Origin of the sequence: Paenibacillus sp. SZ31, from assembly GCF_012912005.1 — a bacterium.
Lineage (GTDB): Bacteria > Bacillota > Bacilli > Paenibacillales > Paenibacillaceae > Paenibacillus.
On sequence record NZ_JABBEA010000009.1, the window covers coordinates 131,964 to 152,060 of the forward strand.

The window sequence follows — 20,097 nt, forward strand, 5'->3', positions numbered from 1 at the left end:
TTTTATAAAACGTTTTCGGATTTTCTGGACGTACTCCAGATTCATCATATTGTCCATGCACTTCCCATGATAAGCAATGGTCACGGAATGCTTCACATCTTAGACTGGATTTACAAGATTCCAGATGAGGGGATGGCTATACGATATGAATTTGTCTGATATAGGTGCTGTACGTCATACATTGAACTTAAATGGAACATGGCAGTTTCGTTTGGAACTGGAGTCTGATAAACTCGTTGAACAAAAGATAGTTCCGCCTTCACTACGTGAGGACACAGTCTGGGAAGCCATTCAGATTCCCGGTTCATGGGAAGAGCAAGGATATGGAGATGAGCCTGAATACGAAAGACTAGATACCTGGACCAAGGTACGTGAGTATGAAGGCTCAGCCTGGTATGCTCAGGATATTCATGTTCCATCAGACGATTCTGACTGCCAGTATGTATTCAGATTGGAAGGGGTCCGCTGGACCACAAATCTTTGGATCAATGGGCAGTATGCCGGACAGCAAGATAGTCTGGTGAATCAACAGCAGTGGGAAGTTACCTCTCTGGTGAAGCAGGGAGAACTGAATCGGATAGAGATCCGCGTGGATAATACGATGAAACTTCCGCTGGCTGGCAGCCATATTCATTCATTGCATACAGCCACAGCCTGGGGTGGAATCACGGGTGGTGTTTATCTGAACATTCTGCCCCCATGCCGAGTACAGACGTTACGCATTCAACCAGATGCTGAAAATGGAGCCATTCTGGTTGATTGTACTGTAAGCGCTCCCGCGAATGGATTGGCTAAAGCAATGCAATTGCATGTGGATATCCAGCATCCGGACGGCACATGGCTTGATCGTTACAGTTGTCATGTGGAGCTGAGTGGTCCTGCGCATATTGATATAAATTCAGTAGTTCCAGCTAGGAACAACGCAGTAATAGACCAGTGGCGATTGGAACTAGGGGCAGAGGTATCTATCGCAAGATGGTCGGATGAATCCCCTGAATTATACAGAGCAGTGATCCGTCTGCATGACGGTGAACAGGAACTGGATCAGGTGCAACATTCATTTGGTGTACGCTCTTTTGTTGCAAACGGGAAGCAACTTGAATTGAATGGAACGCCGGTGTATCTTCGCGGGTACGTTGATTGCTGTATCTTTCCACTGACGGGTTATCCCGTCTGGGATAAGGAGCATTATCTTCAACAGTTTCGAGTCGCCAGATCATACGGATTCAACCATGTCCGTCTGCATGGGTGGAGTGCGCCAGAACCATTCTGGGACGCAGCTGATGAAGAGGGCATGCTGGTGCAAGCAGAACTTCCACATTGGTCTCGTTTCTTTGAGCAACCGGATCATCCTGCGCCAGCGGAAGTGTTGTCCTATCTGACACAAGAACTGGACGGGTTACTCCAATCGCTGCACAGACATCCTTCATTCGTCATGTTCTCCATGGGGAATGAACTGATTGGTCCGAATGGCCATCCTGAACTCAATGCCTTGGTATCGAGGGCAAGGGATATGGACCCGACCCGGTTATATACGGACAATACAGGTTTTGGACAGCTTCCGGCGCATGGGCGGGAAGGAGATTATTATATTCAGTCGTTGAACTGGCATCCCCCACTGGAGTCCACTATATCAGCTGTACCGGATACCTCGCTGGATTATAATGCGGTTACCCGACTCGCGGAGCATCCTGTTATTGGACACGAACATGCACAGTTCACCATGTATGTGCGGCCCCAAGAGCGAGCCAAGTATACTGGCGTTCTGCGCCCCAGTTGGTTAGGACCGATCGAAGAATCGTTGTCTAACAAAGGAATGATGACGGACCTGGAGCATTTTCAACAGGCCAGCGGTACACATCTGGTGCGTTCCTTAAAAGAAGCCATGGAGCGGATTCGACGAACACCGGACGCTGCGGGCGTGCAGCTGCTGGACATCCGCGATTTTCCGGGTCAGGGACATGCTACGACGGGCATTCTGGACGTATTCTGGGACGACAAAGGCATTACAACACCTGAAGAATTCATGCGGTTCAATGCGGATATGGTCCTGTTGTTAAGCTGTAAGGAGCGTACATTCTACGCAGGAGAACCTATTCATGTCGATGTACGCATCTCTCACTATGGGAAAGATCCGCTTGAGGGCGCATCCATACTGTGGAAGTTGATTAGCGATGATGTGATACTTACCGAAGGAGAATGGAAAACCGGAGATATCCAATGTGGGTCCGTCATTTCATTGGGAAGCATCGTCACTACTGCACCTCGTGAAGCAGCAGCAGCTTTTCGGATCGAGGCAGAGTTACGATCAGGCGATTCGGAGAGACATGTAGCCAATGTATGGCATGGCTGGTCTTTTCCTTTTTATCAATCCCATCCGGGTTCGAAGCGTATTTGGAATACCGTAGCAGAGTTGCAGCCATTCCTGGATGAAGCGCATGATGATTGCGTAGATCACATCGATGGATTTCGTTTGTTGAAAAATCGGGAGATTGACTTGGTTATCGTTCAATCGTTAACACCCAATGTCGTTGATTATGTGGTCAACGGGGGAAGTGTGTGGTTACAGCCAACTGCAGAAGGGCTATATGATTCAGTGGATACCAAGTACCTGCCTGTATTCTGGAATTACCTCATGTTCGCTACACAGCCTGGTGCAACGATGGGCATGTTTTTGAGGGATCAGGTACCACTATTGGGCTCCTTCCCGCATGATGGGGCATCAGACTGGCATTGGTATCACCTGGTGAACGGTACACCAGCGATATGTTTGGATACGTTGCACGGGGTAGAGCCGCTGATTGAAGTAGTGGACCATTTCCATCGGGCCAAACGACTTGCTTATGCCTTTGAAGCAAAAGTAGGAAAGGGCAGGATATTGGTATCCACACTTCCTTTTACTAACCTGTCTTTAATGAAGCGTCCAGAAGTCGCCTACTTATTTCAGGAGATCCTTTCATATCTGCATGGAGATCACTATCAACCGGAAACCTCCATATCTGTTGCGCAACTGCTCGGGATCGCTAAACTGCAAACGATTCAATTTACATTGTAATTCACAAGGACCTGAAAGGGTCCTTTTTGCGTGCTGTTTCGTTGAAGTAAACGATTACTATAAAACGTTTTCGATATTTACCATTTAAGATAGATATCTACCTTTATATTACTTTTATTGCAGTATGAAGTAGGAAATATCACTGATTTTAACTAATTAATGTCTGATTATATATGTCTATATCTAATTTCTATATGATTTTCTCTAAAATCCAGATGGTATTTTGAAAACGCTCTATCGAGTATGATTATTTTATAAAACAGAGGAGGGGGAACGGAGATGGAAACGCTAACAAAAAAATCCGCTTCCGCGAACAGAAGCAGTGACCCCAAACCGCCTTTAAAGAATCGGCGGAACGGAATTTGGGACAGAATGAAGCAGCAGAAATATCTCTATCTCATGTCATTGCCATTCGTAGCTTGGGTTTTCGTATTTAACTATCTGCCACTATGGGGATGGACGATGGCTTTCCAAAACTATAAACCTGCCAGATCATTTGGTGATCAAGAGTGGGTTGGCTTTAAACACTTTGTAGAGCTGTTCAGTGATGATCGTTTCTATCTGGTACTTCGGAATACGCTTGCAATGAGCTTGATGGGACTAGTTGTTGGTTTTATCGTGCCGATTTTCTTCGCTATTCTCTTAAATGAAATGAAAGGCATGTTCTTCAAGCGTGCCGTGCAAACGGTATCATATCTGCCTCACTTTGTATCCTGGGTCGTTGTAGCCGGGATCATTACGAAGATGCTCTCCACCGATGGAGGGATTATCAACGATCTCTTGGTAGGACTGAACATTATTGATCAGCCGATCCAATTCATGGCCAAGGGTAACTTGTTCTGGTACATTGTAACCGCTTCAGATATGTGGAAAGAAACCGGTTGGAATGCCATCATCTATCTGGCGGCGATTACAGGTATCGACAATGAGCTGTATGAAGCTTCCCGTGTAGATGGAGCCAACCGCTGGAGACAGATGTGGCATATTACGCTGCCTGGAATCCGGACCACGATTTCTGTACTTTTCATCATGTCGATTGGGCATCTGATCAGTATCGGTTTCGAGAAGCAGTTCTTGCTTGGCAACAGTCTGGTCACAGACTACTCGGAAGTACTTGATCTATACGCGCTCAATTATGGTTTGAATATGGGACGATTCTCATATGGTACAGCCATAGGTATATTCAACTCCGTTGTCAGTATCATCCTCTTGTTTACTGCGAACGGCTTGTTCAAAAAATTCACAAAAGAAAGCATCATGTAGGGAGGGGACGACATTATGGCGAACAAAGCATTCAATGCTACTCGGGGCGATAAACTGTTCGATATATTCAACATCCTCGCGATGACCATGGTGCTGGTTGTAACACTTTATCCATTCCTTAACGTACTAGCTATCTCACTCAATAACTCGACAGATACAGTACGTGGCGGAATTTACTTGTGGCCTCGCGAATTCACATTACAGAACTACAAAACGATTTTCCAATATGATGGATTGCTACAAGGTTTGCAGATCTCCATTCTGCGTACACTTGTAGGTACCGTGCTTGGATTGATCAGCTCCTCTATGATCGCCTTTACACTGAGCAGACCTGATTTTGGACTTAGAAAATTTGTTTCCACAACGCTCGCGCTCACGATGTATTTCTCCGGTGGTCTGATTCCGGTATACATTCTGATGCGTGACTTGAACCTGATTGGTACATTCTGGGTATATGTATTGCCTGGCATGATCAGTGCATTTAACGTATTCATCATCCGTTCATTCATTGATGGCCTGCCATACTCATTGCAGGAATCCGCGAAGCTGGACGGAGCGAATGACTTTACAATCTATTACAGAATCATCTTGCCACTGTGTAAACCAGTGCTTGCTACCATCGCATTGTTCCTGGCTGTAGGTCAATGGAATGCATGGTTCGATACGTACCTGTATAATGGTTCAAAGGCACATCTGACCACGCTCCAATATGAGCTGATGAAAGTATTGCAAAGTACGCAGCAAGGCTCAGGTGCTGGACGAAATGCGAATGATATGGCGCAGCAAATGACACAGATTTCACCGGAATCGATCAAAATGGCGATTACGATCGTTGTAACGGTTCCAATCCTCATTGTATATCCATTCCTTCAAAAGTACTTTGTTGGCGGTATGACATTGGGCGCAGTAAAAGGTTAAACAAGTGGGTACAGGCTGCCACATAGAGCGGCCGTACATCTACAAATGAAGCATCAGGATACCCGAAGCGCAGCCATGTGGTCTGCGCTTCACCGTATAGGGCTGCGGCGTGGTATTCATGAGGCTATAGACAGGGACAAAAAAGTCCCGGACAAAACAGACATATGAAACAGGGAGGATTACCATTATGGCAAGTTCCAAAATGAAGATTGCACTGGCTCCAGTGCTTGCGATGTCTTTGCTCGCAGGTTGCGGTGGAGGAAGTGGCGGTGATACGTCCTTTAAGGATACAAGCGCAGAGACAACTCCACTTACGTTCGATTTCTTTAGTGTCGATCCCAGTCCGAACTGGAATGGCATGAAGGATGAAATCGGCAAAGTCCTTACAGAAAAAACAGGGATAACCCTTAACGGTGAATTTGCCGTTAGTGGTGGTCAAGATAAAATATCCTTAATGGCAGCGAGCGGAGACTATCCGGATATCGTGTCACCCAAAGGAGAACTCAGCAAACTGGTGGATGCCGGGGCAATGCTCGATCTGACAGATCTGATCGACCAATATGCTCCCAATCTGAAGAAGCTGTATGGTAATTACATGGACCGGTTGAAATACAGTAATGAAGATCAGGCTATTTATGTGCTGCCGACGTATTATGCGGTAGACCAGAAGTACTTTGATGCAGGTGGTGGATTTGGCATTCAGCATCGTGTACTGAAAGAACTCGGATACCCGGAAGTACGTACACTTCAGGATTACGAGAATGTATTGAAGGCGTACAAAGAGAAACACCCAACGATTGATGGTCAGCCAACCATCCCGTTAACACTGGACGCGGATGATTGGAGAATCATGATTACCGTAACGAACCCTGCCTTCCAGGCAACAGGTGCACCGGATGACGGTGAATACTACATCGATCCAGAGACGTATGAAGCAAGTCTGCATTACAAACGTCCAGAGGAAAAAGAGTACTTCCGCTGGTTGAACCATATGTATAATACTGGATTGCTTGATCAGGACAGCTTCATCCAAAAAACAGACCAATACAAATCCAAAATTGCAAGTGGACGTGTTCTGGGTGTCATTGACCAGGATTGGGGATATTCCGATGCAGAAAATGCATTGAAATCCGCAGGCAAGACGGAAGCAACGTATTCACACTTCCCGGTAACCCTGTCAGAGGATATCAAGGATCATTCCTTCCAAGATCCTGGTTTTGTATCCGGTTGGGGTGTAGGGATTACGACAACGAATCCTGATCCGGTTCGTACGATTAAATTCTTCGATTACCTGGCTTCTGAAGAAGGGCAAGTGCTGATGAACTGGGGAATTGAAGGAAAACAGTATGAAGTGAAGGACGGCAAACGTGTGATTCCTGCCGACATTCAGGACCAGAAAACCAATAATGCAGCCGTATTCCAGAAAGAAACGGGTATCGGACTGTACACCAATATGTCCGGTCACTATGGAGACGGTGTGAAGGATTCAACGGATAACTACTACACTACGAATTTCCCTGAACAGATCGTAGCAGCATATTCCGATGCAGAGAAAGAAACACTCAAAGCGTATGGTGCTACTACGTGGAAAGACCTGTTCCCAAGTGAAGATGAGTTCCCAATCAAACCATGGGGAGCAGCATACAATCTGCCAACACCAGGTGACTCTAACTACAACGTCATCTTCAAGAAAACACAGGATATCATCCGGAAACGTATACCGGAAGCCATTCTGAGTACTCCTGAACAGTTCGATGCCATCTATGACGGCATGATTGCAGAAGTGAACCAAGCAGGAGCAGAGGATATGGAAAAACAATACACTGAGCTTGTCCAAAACCGTGTTCAATTGTGGAGCGGCGAAGAAGCTAAATAAGCAGGTGTTTAGTCAGATTCAAACGGAGAAAGAACCCGGGAAACCGGGTTCTTTTATATATCTAAAACGTTTTCCAAAAAACGTTTTCAATTTTGTATATTCGCTATTGACAAGGACTATGGGAGCGATTATTATTCAATTATGAAAGCACTTACATTTACTTGTACATCAGGGGAAACGACATACAACCTGTCCAATTTGTTCAAAGGCAACTGAGAGGTTGACGAGTGAACTAAAGTGTTGGAAGATCCATTCGCCGTCATAAAGAAAGCGCTTTTAATGTTAGATAAACAAAAATGTTACATTCGTTTCATCTGGTCACGGTATGTGCAGGTCAGCCTGTTATACAAATATACAGCTTCATTATATCCATAAGGGGGATTACACATGAAGGGCAAAACACCAAAAACATTCGCAATGCTTCTGTTAGCCAGTGCTCTTGCAATTACAGCAGGATGCAGCGGCAGTGGAGGAGGAACTACCGCTTCAGAAAAGCCGGTTGATTCTGGAGATACGACCACCCCGGTAACCTTTACATTCTTTGGTGCAGATGCAAGTCCAAGCTGGAATAACATGAAAGATGCAGTGGGCCAAGAGATCACCAAACAAACAGGTGTTACCATTGAAGCAGAGTATGATGTGAATAATGGTGGCGACCAAAAGATTCCTTTGATGGCTGCCAGCGGTGATTACCCTGATATTATCTTTCCTAAAGGTAACTTGTCGAAGCTAGTGGATGCAGGCGCAATGCTGGACCTGACTGACTTGATTGAAGAACATGCACCAAACCTGAAAAAAATCTATGGTGAGCAGATGAATCGTTTGAAATACAGTCTGGATGATCAGGCGATCTATGCTATTCCAACGAATATGGGTGTAGATAACGTTGCATTTGATGCAGGTGGCGGTTTCGAAATTCAGCAAAGAGTATTGAAGGAGCTGGGATATCCTGAAGTGAAAACACTTGAGGATTACGAAAACGTTCTTAGAACGTATTATGAAAAACATCCAACAATCGATGGTCAACCAACCATTCCGCTGACATTGAATGCAGATGACTGGAAGATCATGATCACAGTAACGAACCCTGCCTTCCAGGCAACAGGTGGACCGGATGATGGTGAATATTACATTAACCCTGAAACGTATGAAGCAATGCTTCACTACAAACGTCCTGAGGAAAAAGAGTATTTCCGTTGGTTGAACAAAATGTATAATGAAGGACTGCTCGACAAAGATACTTTTGTCCAAAAGGATGATCAATACAAATCCAAAATTGCAAGTGGTCGTGTACTCGGTCTGATTGACCAGGACTGGAACTATGGTGAAGCTGAAAATGCTCTCAAAGCAGCGGGCAAAGATGACGCCACATATGCTCACTTCTCCGTGTCCCTGAACAAGGACATTGTGGATCATACGTTCCAACCAACCGGATTTGATGGTTATGGTATCGGGATCACAACTTCAGCCAAAGATCCGGTTCGTATCATCAAATTTATGGATTGGCTCGCTTCCGATGAAGGTCAAGTATTGAGAAACTGGGGTGTTGAAGGCGAACACTACAACGTAGAAGATGGCAAACGTATCATTCCTGACGAAGTTCAGGAGCGCAAAACGAATGACAACTCGAACTTCACCAAAGAAACGGGAGTTGGATTGTACAACATTTTCAGCGCAAGATACGGTGATGGGGTAAAAGATGCTACAGACAACTTCTACACAACGAACTTCCCTGAACAGATCCAAGCAAGTTACACACCAGCAGAGAAGGAAACGTTGAAAGCATATGGTATTACAACTTGGAAAGATTTCTATCCTTCTGAAGATGAACTGAAGCTGAAAGATTGGGGCGCAGCATATAACATGCCTGTACCTTCCGACACGGATTACAACGTAACTTTCCAGAAAACGCAGGATATCATCCGTAAACGGATTCCGGAAGCCATCCTTGCCAAACCTGAGAACTTCGACAGCGTATATGACAGTCTCCTGGCTGAACTCGATAAAGCGGGTGCAGTTGAAATGGAGAAACAATATACGGTTTGGATCAAAGAACGTGTTGCGCTGTGGACTGGAAAAGATGTGAAATAAGATTGAAAACAAGGCATAAAAGCCAATGGTTTTCATTTCAAAAAAAGCCCTTGAGAAAGGGCTTTTTTTGTTGTTGACGTAGGGTGGTGGATAGCATATAATCTATCATGTAAGCACTTTCAGTAAGCGTTTTATAGTTATTACGAAAACGTTTTATGCTTGTTAGCAGAATGTTTTATCGCTTAAACAAATGGAGACGCTAGCTTTACAAAAAGCCATAATGGACTGTATCGAAAGCGCATTCAAAAAAAGTGGTATCCTCAGGCATAAGCCTGTTATACAGATAAAACCTTCATAAATAATAGGGGGAACTAGACAATGAGAGGCAAAATGAAAGGTAATACACCCAAGACGTTTGCAATGTTGATGCTCGCAAGTGCAATGTTGGTCACAGCTGGTTGTGGGAATTCGGGAACCAAAGAGACTTCGGAGTCCAGCGGAACCGAACCGATCACAGTTACATTCTTCGGGGCGGATGCTAGTCCAACCTGGAACAAGATGCAAGATGCTGTTGGTAAAAAGATTACGGAGCAAACTGGCGTTACCATTGAAGCAGAGTATGATGTAAACGATGGTGGTAACCAGAAGATTGCGCTTATGGCTGCTAGTGGTGACTTTCCTGATATGATCTATCCTAAAGGTAACTTATCTAAGCTTGTGGATGCAGGTGCGATGCTGGATCTCACGGATCTGATTGAGGAGCATGCTCCCAATCTGAAAAAAATCTATGGAGAACAGATGAACCGTTTGAAATACAGTCTTGAAGATCAAGCGATATATACCATTCCAACCAATATGGGTGTCGATAATGTTACGTTTGACGCTACAGGTGGATTCGAAATTCAGCAAAGAGTATTGAAAGAGCTTGGGTACCCTGAAGTGAAGACACTTGAGGATTACGAGAACGTACTCAGAGCATATTATGAAAAACATCCAACGATTGATGGTCAGCCAACCATTCCATTGACATTGAATGCAGATGACTGGAAGATCATGATTACGGTAACGAATCCAGCTTTCCAGGCAACAGGTGCACCGGATGATGGTGAATATTACATTGACCCTGAAACGTATGAAGCAAAACTACACTACAAACGTCCAGAGGAAAGAGAATATTTCCGTTGGTTGAACAAAATGTACAATGAAGGCCTGTTGGACAAAGATGCATTTGTTCAAAAGGATGACCAATATAAGTCTAAAATTGCAAGTGGCCGTGTACTCGGTCTGATTGACCAAGAGTGGAATTATCAAGAAGCGGAGAACGCACTTAAATCATCGGGCAAAGATGACGCCACATATGCTCACTTCTCTGTATCACTTAACGATGAAATTGTGGATCACACGTTCCAACCAGCCGGATTTGACGGTTATGGCATCGGGATCACAACTTCTGCCAAAGATCCAGTGCGTATCATCAAATTCATGGATTGGCTTGCTTCCGATGAAGGCCAGGTATTGAGAAACTGGGGTCTTGAAGGCGAACACTACAACGTAGAAGATGGTCAACGCGTTATCCCAGATGAAGTTCAAGATCGAAAAACAAATGACAACTCCAATTTCAGCAAGGAAACAGGAATTGGAATGTATAATGTATTTAGTGCAAGATACGGTGACGGTGTGAAAGATTCTACCGATAACTACTACACAACGAACTTCCCTGAGCAGATTGTAGCTGGTTACACAGCTGCTGAGAAAGAAACACTGAAAGCTTACGGGATTACGACATGGAAAGAGTTCTATCCGGCTGAAGAAGATCTGCCAGTTAAGGATTGGGGCGCAGCGTATAACATGTCCGTACCTTCCGGTACAGACTATGAAGTAACTTTCCAGAAAACGCAGGATATCATCCGCAAACGGATTCCGGAAGCTGTTCTGACTACACCAGCAAACTTTGATGCAACCTATGATGCTTTACTGGCTGATTTGGACAAAGCGGGTGCAGTTGAAATGGAGAAACAATTTACGGTTTGGGTTAAGGAACGTGTCTCTCTGTGGACAGGAAAAGACGTAAAATAATATGGATTGTCTGCAATCCATGGTTACACAAGGAAAGGCCCTACATGGGGCCTTTTTTTTGTGGATGTTGTGATGATTTGCATTGACGCAAATTTTGAAATCACATATAATTTTCTTATTGTAAGCACTTACCGAAAACGTTTTATGTCACCGAGAATAATACAGCTTATTTAGGAACAGGAGCTAATCATGTCCCAACACAACAACCAAACTAAAATCAATCGTCTATGGTATCGACAACCGGCAAAACGCTGGGAAGAAGCATTGCCCATCGGAAACGGCCGTCTTGGAGGCATGGTGTACGGTGGCGCAGCAGATGAACGAATTCAGCTCAATGAAGATACATTATGGTCAGGATTTCCTCGGGATACGATTCAATACAGTAGTCAGCGGTATTTGAAACAGACACGTGAGTTGATTATGGCTGGGCAGTATGGCGAAGCCGAGGATTTATTGAACCGTGAAATGCTGGGTCGTGATGTGGAGGCCTATCAGCCGATGGGTCACTTCCTATTACACCATGAGGGTCTGGATGATCTTTCGTATGATTCATTTGAGCGTGAGCTTGATCTGGAATCAGGTATTGCCACCACGGCGTATTCTTGGGAAGGAACTCGTTATGTACGTGAAGTATATTCCAGCGCTTCGGATGATCTGATGGTCTGCACATTGACTGCTGATCGGAAGGGTGCTGTGAATGTAAGTATTACGCTAGACAGTCCCCATCCTTATCAGCTTCAGACTTCGGGAGATGCACTCACCATGTTCAGTCGGTGCCCAAGTCATGTGGAGTCCAATTACTTCAGGGATCACCCGGAATCCGTTATCTATGAGGAGGATCGGGGAACCGCTTATGCTGTGCGTGTGGCAGTTACGGCAACAGGCGAGCAGGCCAAGGTCACCAATCTGGAAGGCAAGCTGCATATTCAGGGTGCTGATCAGGTTGTTTTCCATCTGGCGGCGGCTACGTCTTTTGAAAGTTACGATGTGTTGCCTGTGAAGGACAACCTGGTGCTGGAAAAGGAATGCAGGGATACGATCTCCAAAGCAATCGCACATGGTACGGAAGCCCTTCGTGAACGACATGTAGAAGATCATAACGCTTTGTTTAACAGAGTCTCTATTGATCTCGGTGTATCGGCTAACGCCGAATTGCCTACGGATGAGCGGCTTCAGGCCTATCAGGCAGGGGATCAAGACCCTGGGCTGGAGGCACTTTATTTTCAATATGGAAGATATCTGTTAATGGCGAGTTCGCGCCCGGGAAGCCAGCCTGCCAATCTGCAGGGAATATGGAACCATCAGGTGGAGCCGCCATGGCACAGTGATTACACGATCAACATCAACACCGAAATGAACTACTGGCCGGCAGAAGTGTGCAATCTCAGTGAATGTCATGAGCCATTGTTTGATATGCTGACGGATCTCAGTGATACAGGACGCCGAACAGCGCGGATTCTGTATGGAGCTCGTGGATGGACTGCCCATCATAACGTGGATATCTGGAGAACCTCGACACCGACAGGCGGTGATGCAAGCTGGGCTTTCTGGCCGATGGGTGGCGTGTGGCTGACCTCGCATCTATGGGAGCATTACCAATTTACCGGGGATCAGCGTTTTCTTGAGGAACGTGCATATCCGATCATGAAAGAGGCTGCACTCTTCTGTCTCGACTGGCTGGTGGAAGGAGCAGACGGTTATCTGGTGACGATCCCATCCACATCACCCGAGAACAAGTTCCTTACGGAAACTGGAGAGGCACGCAGTATATCCATGGCTTCAACGATGGATATGAGCTTGATTCGTGAACTGTTCAGCCGCTGTATTGAGGCCTCGAAGCAACTAAATATAGATGAGTCGTTGGCAAGCGAGTGGAGTGAGGCTCTGGGCAAACTCTATCCATTCCGAATTGGGAGCGAAGGACAATTGCTGGAGTGGTTTAAGGATTTTGCCGAATCCGAGCCAGGGCATCGTCACGTCTCCCATCTGTATGGACTGTATCCGGGAGAGCAGATCAATCGAGTGCACACACCGGAACTTGTGGAAGCTGCAAGGGTATCGCTTGAACGTCGTATTTCACAAGGGGGCGGGCATACAGGATGGAGCTGTGCATGGTTGATCAACCTGTATGCACGACTGTTGGATAGCAGCCAGGCACATCAGTTTGTGCGTACGTTGCTGGCCCGATCCACACATCCGAATCTGTTTGACGATCATCCGCCGTTCCAGATCGATGGTAACTTTGGAGGCACGGCTGGTATGGCCGAGATGTTGTTGCAGAGTCACTTGAACGAGTTACATTTACTTCCGGCATTGCCTGACCTCTGGACTCAAGGGCGTGTGGAAGGGCTTCGTGCAAGAGGTGGCTATACAGTGGGCATAACATGGGCGGACAACAAGCTTGTGTCAGCGGTCATCAAGGCAGACCGAAGTGACTCGCTGACCATTCGCAGTGCTCATCCGCTGCGTGTAGAAGGAAATGAACAAGCCAAGGCAGAGCTTACGCCTCAGGGCGATTATGTAATTATTTTAACCATGACCGCAGGACAGACGATCCGCGTGTCATCATGAGACGGAGGAGTAAACCATGACCATTTTTAAATTTCCGCAAGATTTTCGCTGGGGTACAGCAACAGCTTCCTATCAAATAGAAGGAGCGGCACAGGAAGGTGGACGTGGAGTATCCATCTGGGATACGTTTGCACGCACTCCTGGCAAAGTATATAACGGAGATAATGGAGATGTCGCGTGTGATAGTTACCATCGGTATGAGGAAGACATCGAACTGATGAAGAAACTCGGGATTAATACATACCGGTTCTCCATTGCCTGGCCGCGTATTATTCCTGACGGAGATGGTGAGATCAATCGGGAAGGTCTGGACTTCTACCATCGCTTCGTGGATGCATTGATCGAGGCTGGAATTGAACCGTTCCTCACACTGTATCACTGGGATCTTCCGCAAACGCTGGAGGATGACGGAGGCTGGGGCAATCGCAGAACTGTGGATGCTTTTGTGAAATATGCTGAAGTGATCTTCAAAGAATTCTCTGGCAAAATCAACTTCTGGCTGACATTCAACGAACCATGGTGTATCGCGTTCCTGTCGAACCTTCTTGGGATTCATGCGCCAGGAAACAAAGACCTGCAAACGTCAATCAATGTGGCTCATGGATTGCTGGTTGCTCACGGTAAAGCCGTTCAATCCTTCCGTCGCTTGGGTATAACCGGACAGATCGGTATTGCTCCGAACGTATGCTGGGCTGAGCCGTACAGCAAATCTCCTGAGGACCAGGCTGCGTGTGATCGATCAATCGCGCTCAATACCGATTGGTTCCTCGACCCGATCTACAAAGGCTCCTATCCGCAGTTTATGGTGGACTGGTTCGCAGAAGCGGGAGCTACCGTGCCAATACAGGAAGGTGACATGGAGATTATCTCGCAACCGATCGATCTACTGGGCATTAACTACTACACCATGGGGATCAATCGTTTCAATCCGGAAGCAGGTGCTCTGCAGTCGGAAGAAGTCGATATGGGATTGACCAAAACCGATATTGGCTGGCCCGTGGAATCACGCGGTTTGTATGAATTCATGCACTACTTGCAGAAGTACGGCAATGTGGATGTATATATCACGGAGAATGGTGCCTGCATCAATGATGATCTGGAGAATGGCAAAATTAATGATGATCGCCGGATTGCATATTATGAACAGCACTTGGCTCAGATACACCGCATCATTAATGACGGCATTAACCTGAAAGGGTACATGGCATGGTCACTCATGGATAATTTCGAATGGGCAGAAGGCTACCGGATGCGTTTCGGTCTCGTTCATATGGATTATCGTTCACTTGTGAGAACGCCGAAGGAGAGCTATTACTGGTATCAGAATGTCATTAAGAATAATTGGCTGGAAACACGGAACGAACATAATCCCCAATAGAATGGGTGGCAGCTTTTAAGCGAAAAGCAAGCAGGTCCTGATTATACATGGATATCTTATTCAAAAAGAGAAAGACGGTAGCATTGGAGTATTCCGATGTGCCGTCTTTTTTGTGTTTTATTACAGGTGAAAATGATGAGATCATAAAGGTTTGATCAGGTCAAGTGTAGTTCCTGTTATGAAGAGGCTATTTTTGGGTTATAAGAAGTAAGGAAGAAACGAATAATGTTTTGTCAACGGGTGAATTTAAAATAAAGTGTCCAAATTGCGAAGAAAATTTGAACATTTGTTGACTAAAAATCATACTGATGTGGTATATTGGTATAAGGAAAGCACTTACAAAAAGGGAAAAGGAAGTGTTTACTATGGCATCGAAGACAGCAATGGTTAGCCAATTGGAGCGCAAAGACAAAAATATGCGGCGCGCCGTCTTGACGATGACAGTTCTGGCATGGGTCGCACTCATTACGGGAGTGGTCATGTGTCTGATCAATCTGAATGATTTTAATGATCGTAATCTTGGCTTGATGGTCGGTATTGGATTCCTTGTAGGTAGTGTGTTTATCTACGTTATTGCCAAAGCGATAGGCCTTGTTCATACACGCCGGGAAGACGAAGGCGCCGATTGATTATAATCCTGCGTTAATTCGTTCATAATAAGACTGGATAAGTACCCGGAATCCAGTCAATAAAGCCCTTTGCGGATTCGTTGACACTGTTCAACGGGACTGCAAAGGGTTTTATTCTGTGACTTGATGTGTAAAGATTACAATAAGCAAATATCAACCACGCAAGCGATTTGTGAGAAAAAATTCACACATTTAAGGTGTAAAATCGACAAATTTGTTAACAAGAACAAAAAAGTTGTTCATTTCTGATATCTTTAGTAGGAAGAGAGTAGTATACTGATTTTTCAGTATGAGCGAATTTAAGGAGAGGGGATCAAAATGAACAAGAAACCTAGGTCGCTAATCCGGATTATCATTCCGGTTGTCCTGACGTTGGTTACAATTGCATTGATTGTCTGGCCAATGCTGGCAGGCGGGCAGTACGTTGTTCTGGATCCGAAGGGGCCGATTGGCGCTTCGCAGAGAGATTTGATTGTCATCTCGACAATTTTGTGTGCTGTCATCATTGTGCCAGTACTCATTTTGTCTGCCGTAATCGTATGGCGTTACCGCGACAAGCCGGATAACAAAGCTGCTTATGAGCCTAACTGGTCTCATAGTACGAAGGCGGAGGCAATCTGGTGGACGGTTCCAATTATCATTATTGGACTGCTTGCCATTGTTACTGTTCGTTACACGTATGATCTGGAGCCTTCGAAGCCGTTGGCTCACGAGAAAGCACCAATTACGATCCAAGTGTCTTCACTGGATTGGAAATGGCTGTTTATGTATCCTGAGCAAGGGATTGCAACGGTCAACACGCTGAATATTCCGGCAGACCGGCCCGTGAAATTTGAACTCACTGCGGATTCACCGATGAACTCATTCTGGATTCCGCAACTTGGAGGACAGATTTATACGATGTCGGGTATGGCGATGACCTTGTATCTGCAGGCAGATCATGAAGGTAAGTACTGGGGGTCAGGCGCTAACTTCACAGGTGAGCATTTTGGAGAAATGCGTTTTGATGTGAATGCTACATCGGACGAAGATTTTGACAAATGGGTAGCTGAAGTGAAACAAAGTTCCCAGGAATTGACCACAGAAGGTTACAATGCACTGGCTGAACCAGGAACAAGCAATGTTGCTTATTATTCTGCCTTCCCAGAAGGATTGTTCCAAAATATTGTGACCAAGTATGTAGTAGATGGTCAAAGTGCTCACAGTAAGCATGGAACTTCAAGCGAAGCTTCTGGAGCCATTCAAAATGCAACTGATACGTCCAATCAAGACGAGGACAAGAGTGCTAACTAAAGATTCGAAAGGAGGCCCCCAATGTTAGAGGGACTTAAAGAGTTTGCATCGGAGTTTTTCGTAACCGGCGATCCGCTCATTTATGGTGCGATGGTTTCCATCGGGATTACAATGATTGCGATCGTGGCGGTGCTAACTTATTTCAAAAAATGGGGCTGGCTCTGGCGTAACTGGTTAACGACTGTCGATCACAAGAAGATCGGTATCATGTATATCATCGCTTCCATTATCATGTTGTTCCGTGGTGGTGTGGATGCGCTAATGATGCGCCTTCAGCTGGCTATGCCTAACAATGAATTTCTAAATCCTGAACACTATAATCAGGTCTTCACAACTCACGGTACGATCATGATCTTGTTCATGGCGATGCCATTTATGTTTGGTCTATTTAACGTTATCGTACCACTACAGATCGGAGCAAGAGACGTTGCGTTCCCGTTCCTGAATTCACTCAGCTTCTGGCTGTTCTTCTTGGGCGCAATGCTGTTTAACCTGTCTTTCGTTATCGGTGGTTCACCGGATGCAGGATGGCTGAGTTATCCGCCTCTATCGGAGCTGTCACACAGTCCGGGGGTAGGACAGAACTTCTATATATGGGGTATACAGATATCAGGTATCGGTTCCCTAGCTACGGGTATCAACTTCCTGGTTACCATCATTAAAATGCGTGCGCCAGGCATGAGATGGATGAAATTGCCGATGTTCACATGGTCGGTATTCTCCACTTGTATTATCATCTTGTTTGCTTTCCCAATCTTGACCGTGACACTTGCATTGCTATTCCTCGACAGGTTTGCCGGGGCGCATTTCTTCACACTTGATTTGGGCGGTAACCCAATGATGTATATCAACTTGATCTGGATGTGGGGTCACCCTGAGGTATACATTGTCGTCTTGCCGGCATTCGGTGTGTTCTCCGAGATTGTAAGTACCTTCTCTCGGAAAAAACTGTTTGGTTACAAGTCGATGGTATTTGCAATGTTAATCATCAGCTTCCTGTCCTTCTTCACATGGGCGCATCACTTCTTTACGATGGGTTCCGGAGCGGACGTGAATGCATTCTTCGCCGTTACCACGATGTTGATTGCTATTCCAACAGGAGTTAAGATATTTAACTGGCTGTTTACCATGTATCGAGGAAGGATACGCATGGCGACTCCGATGATGTGGACACTTGCCTTTATCCCGTGCTTTATTGTTGGGGGTATGACAGGCGTTCTGTTATCCGTTGCTCCTGCTGACTTCCAGTTCCATAACAGTTACTTCCTGATTGCCCACTTCCACCAAGTATTGATCGGTGGTGTAGTATTCGGATACTTCGCAGGTCTGTACTACTGGTGGCCTAAAATGTTCGGTTTCCAACTTCCAGAGAAACTGGGCAAATGGGCATTCTGGACTTGGAATATTGGTTTCTATGTCTGCTTCATGCCGCAGTACGCTGTCGGTTTGATGGGTATGACACGTCGTCTGAGCACATACGGCTGGGATACTGGCTGGTGGGAACTGAACTTCGTATCCACAATCGGGGCATTCCTGATGGGTGTCGGGTTCCTGTTCCAAGTTGCACAAATCGCAGACGGTATTCGCAAATATAAAACACTCAAAGCTTCCGCCGATCCATGGGATGGTCGTACGCTCGAGTGGTCGATTCCTTCACCAGCTCCTGAATATAACTTCGCTATTACACCGCGCGGAGATGATATTGATGAGTGGTGGGAAGAGAAAGAACGTCGTGCCAAAGGCATCTATCCGCCTGAGCAACCGCTTGAGCCGATTCATATGCCGAAGAACTCTGCAATTCCGTTCATCATGTCTTCCTTCTGGTTCGTTGCCGGTTTCGGCTTCGTATTCGGCTGGCTGTGGATGGCGATTCTCGGACTTGCTGGCGTAGGCATATGCATGATCGCCCGTTCATTCTCTTACGATACGGATTATTACATTCCGGTCGACGAAATTAAGCGTACCGAAGCGTCGTTAAGGGGGTCGGTATAGATGGCTCAAGCAGCCGCTAAGCACGGTGAGAATCATGCACATGGTCACGACCATGGACATCATGATCCACAGGAAATGAAAATTCTCGGATTCTGGTTTTTCCTGATTTCCGACGTTATCCTGTTCTCCGTATTGTTCGCAACCTTCATTGTGTTGCGTGATAATACGGCGGGCGGACCGATTTTGTCTGAATTGATCAAAATGCCTGGCGTTATCGCCGAGACATTTATCTTGCTCACAAGTTCATTTACGAGCGGCCTTGCCGTTCTGGCAATGAACCAGGGTAAAGTAAAACAATTAATCAGTTGGTTGGCTGTTACAGCCGTTCTGGGTGCAAGCTTTATCGCACTGGAAGTATATGAGTTTATTGAGTTGATTCACGAAGGGTTTAGCTTCACAACGAGTGCTGCTTCTGGCGCATTCTTCACCCTTGTGGGTACTCACGGACTTCACGTATCGCTTGGTCTGATCTGGATGATTGGACTCATGTTCCAACTGAAAAAACGTGGTATTACTGATGTTACTCGCGGTAAAATCAACGTTATCAGCTTGTACTGGCACTTCTTGGACGTCGTATGGATTTTCCTCCTGTCGATCGTCTATCTCATGGGGGTGATGTAGATGTCAGGGCACAACTCACATGATTCCCACGGTCATGAGCAACATGGTTCACTGAAGTCTTATGTCATCGGCTTCATTCTGTCCGTCGTTCTGACAATCATTCCACTTGTGGTGGTTCTCAACGGTATGATGGAAAGAACAGGAACACTCATTGTTGTTCTTGGTACAGCAGCACTTCAATTCGTGGTTCAACTCTTCTTCTTCATGCATATTCGTGAAACAGAGAAACCACGCTGGAATGTTATGGCTCTTATCTTCGGTTTGCTGATCATGATGACTATCGTGATTGGTTCGATCTGGATCATGCTTAACAACGCTGTTGCACATTAATATGTAGATTAAAGAGATCTCCCGGTCTGTCTTACAGACTGCGGAGATCTTTTTTTGTTCTCTT

13 protein-coding genes are annotated in these 20,097 nt (G+C 45.8%); all 13 read left to right on the plus strand.

Translation table 11 applies throughout. The features are described from left to right. Positions 1-145 precede the first annotated feature (145 nt). The 13 genes from HF638_RS18040 (at position 146) to cyoD (ending at position 20,033) form a co-directional block, all read left to right on the plus strand. Positions 146-3,055, plus strand: a complete 2,910-nt coding sequence (locus HF638_RS18040) for a glycoside hydrolase family 2 protein (RefSeq protein ID WP_169481449.1) — start codon at positions 146-148, stop codon at positions 3,053-3,055. 279 nt (positions 3,056-3,334) lie between these two features. Next, positions 3,335-4,318 (plus strand): ABC transporter permease, encoded by a 984-nt coding sequence (locus tag HF638_RS18045; protein WP_169481450.1) that lies wholly within the window; start codon positions 3,335-3,337, stop codon positions 4,316-4,318. Positions 4,319-4,333: 15 nt separating this feature from the next. Beyond that, positions 4,334-5,236, plus strand: coding sequence for a carbohydrate ABC transporter permease (locus HF638_RS18050; RefSeq protein ID WP_036606894.1), 903 nt, complete (start codon positions 4,334-4,336; stop codon positions 5,234-5,236). 187 nt (positions 5,237-5,423) lie between these two features. Beyond that, complete coding sequence (locus HF638_RS18055; protein WP_169481451.1) at positions 5,424-7,112, plus strand: ABC transporter substrate-binding protein; 1,689 nt, start codon at positions 5,424-5,426, stop codon at positions 7,110-7,112. Between the two features lie 387 nt (positions 7,113-7,499). Further along, positions 7,500-9,203 (plus strand): ABC transporter substrate-binding protein, encoded by a 1,704-nt coding sequence (locus HF638_RS18060; RefSeq protein ID WP_169481452.1) that lies wholly within the window; start codon positions 7,500-7,502, stop codon positions 9,201-9,203. 318 nt (positions 9,204-9,521) lie between these two features. Then, complete coding sequence (locus HF638_RS18065) at positions 9,522-11,219, plus strand: ABC transporter substrate-binding protein (RefSeq protein WP_481856163.1); 1,698 nt, start codon at positions 9,522-9,524, stop codon at positions 11,217-11,219. Between the two features lie 189 nt (positions 11,220-11,408). Continuing rightward, positions 11,409-13,790, plus strand: a complete 2,382-nt coding sequence (locus tag HF638_RS18070) for a glycoside hydrolase family 95 protein (RefSeq protein ID WP_169481453.1) — start codon at positions 11,409-11,411, stop codon at positions 13,788-13,790. A 16-nt stretch (positions 13,791-13,806) separates the two neighbouring features. Further along, the gene (locus tag HF638_RS18075) at positions 13,807-15,168 is read left to right on the plus strand and encodes a GH1 family beta-glucosidase (RefSeq protein ID WP_169481454.1); all 1,362 of its coding nucleotides are present in this window, start codon (positions 13,807-13,809) and stop codon (positions 15,166-15,168) included. 365 nt (positions 15,169-15,533) lie between these two features. Beyond that, positions 15,534-15,797: a hypothetical protein gene (locus tag HF638_RS18080; protein WP_091038518.1), complete on the plus strand. Its 264-nt coding sequence runs from the start codon at positions 15,534-15,536 to the stop codon at positions 15,795-15,797. A gap of 318 nt (positions 15,798-16,115) precedes the next feature. Further along, positions 16,116-17,090, plus strand: a complete 975-nt coding sequence (cyoA, locus tag HF638_RS18085) for a ubiquinol oxidase subunit II (RefSeq protein ID WP_169481455.1) — start codon at positions 16,116-16,118, stop codon at positions 17,088-17,090. 21 nt (positions 17,091-17,111) lie between these two features. Next, a complete protein-coding gene (locus tag HF638_RS18090) occupies positions 17,112-19,082 on the plus strand; it encodes a cbb3-type cytochrome c oxidase subunit I (protein ID WP_169481456.1) in 1,971 nt (656 codons plus the stop codon). After that, positions 19,083-19,703 (plus strand): cytochrome o ubiquinol oxidase subunit III, encoded by a 621-nt coding sequence (gene cyoC, locus HF638_RS18095; RefSeq protein WP_062836430.1) that lies wholly within the window; start codon positions 19,083-19,085, stop codon positions 19,701-19,703. After that, positions 19,704-20,033, plus strand: a complete 330-nt coding sequence (gene cyoD, locus HF638_RS18100) for a cytochrome o ubiquinol oxidase subunit IV (protein ID WP_169481457.1) — start codon at positions 19,704-19,706, stop codon at positions 20,031-20,033. It abuts the gene before it with no gap. Positions 20,034-20,097: the final 64 nt, after the last annotated feature.

Excerpts from the sequence above, each read along its gene's own strand:
- HF638_RS18040 (WP_169481449.1), top strand. The coding sequence starts at position 146 with ATGAATTTGTCTGATATAGGTGCTGTACGTCATACATTGAACTTAAAT.
- HF638_RS18045 (WP_169481450.1), top strand. The coding sequence starts at position 3,335 with ATGGAAACGCTAACAAAAAAATCCGCTTCCGCGAACAGAAGCAGTGAC.
- HF638_RS18050 (WP_036606894.1), top strand. The coding sequence starts at position 4,334 with ATGGCGAACAAAGCATTCAATGCTACTCGGGGCGATAAACTGTTCGAT.
- HF638_RS18055 (WP_169481451.1), top strand. The coding sequence starts at position 5,424 with ATGGCAAGTTCCAAAATGAAGATTGCACTGGCTCCAGTGCTTGCGATG.
- HF638_RS18060 (WP_169481452.1), top strand. The coding sequence starts at position 7,500 with ATGAAGGGCAAAACACCAAAAACATTCGCAATGCTTCTGTTAGCCAGT.
- HF638_RS18065 (WP_481856163.1), top strand. The coding sequence starts at position 9,522 with ATGAGAGGCAAAATGAAAGGTAATACACCCAAGACGTTTGCAATGTTG.
- HF638_RS18070 (WP_169481453.1), top strand. The coding sequence starts at position 11,409 with ATGTCCCAACACAACAACCAAACTAAAATCAATCGTCTATGGTATCGA.
- HF638_RS18075 (WP_169481454.1), top strand. The coding sequence starts at position 13,807 with ATGACCATTTTTAAATTTCCGCAAGATTTTCGCTGGGGTACAGCAACA.
- HF638_RS18080 (WP_091038518.1), top strand. The coding sequence starts at position 15,534 with ATGGCATCGAAGACAGCAATGGTTAGCCAATTGGAGCGCAAAGACAAA.
- cyoA (WP_169481455.1), top strand. The coding sequence starts at position 16,116 with ATGAACAAGAAACCTAGGTCGCTAATCCGGATTATCATTCCGGTTGTC.
- HF638_RS18090 (WP_169481456.1), top strand. The coding sequence starts at position 17,112 with ATGTTAGAGGGACTTAAAGAGTTTGCATCGGAGTTTTTCGTAACCGGC.
- cyoC (WP_062836430.1), top strand. The coding sequence starts at position 19,083 with ATGGCTCAAGCAGCCGCTAAGCACGGTGAGAATCATGCACATGGTCAC.
- cyoD (WP_169481457.1), top strand. The coding sequence starts at position 19,704 with ATGTCAGGGCACAACTCACATGATTCCCACGGTCATGAGCAACATGGT.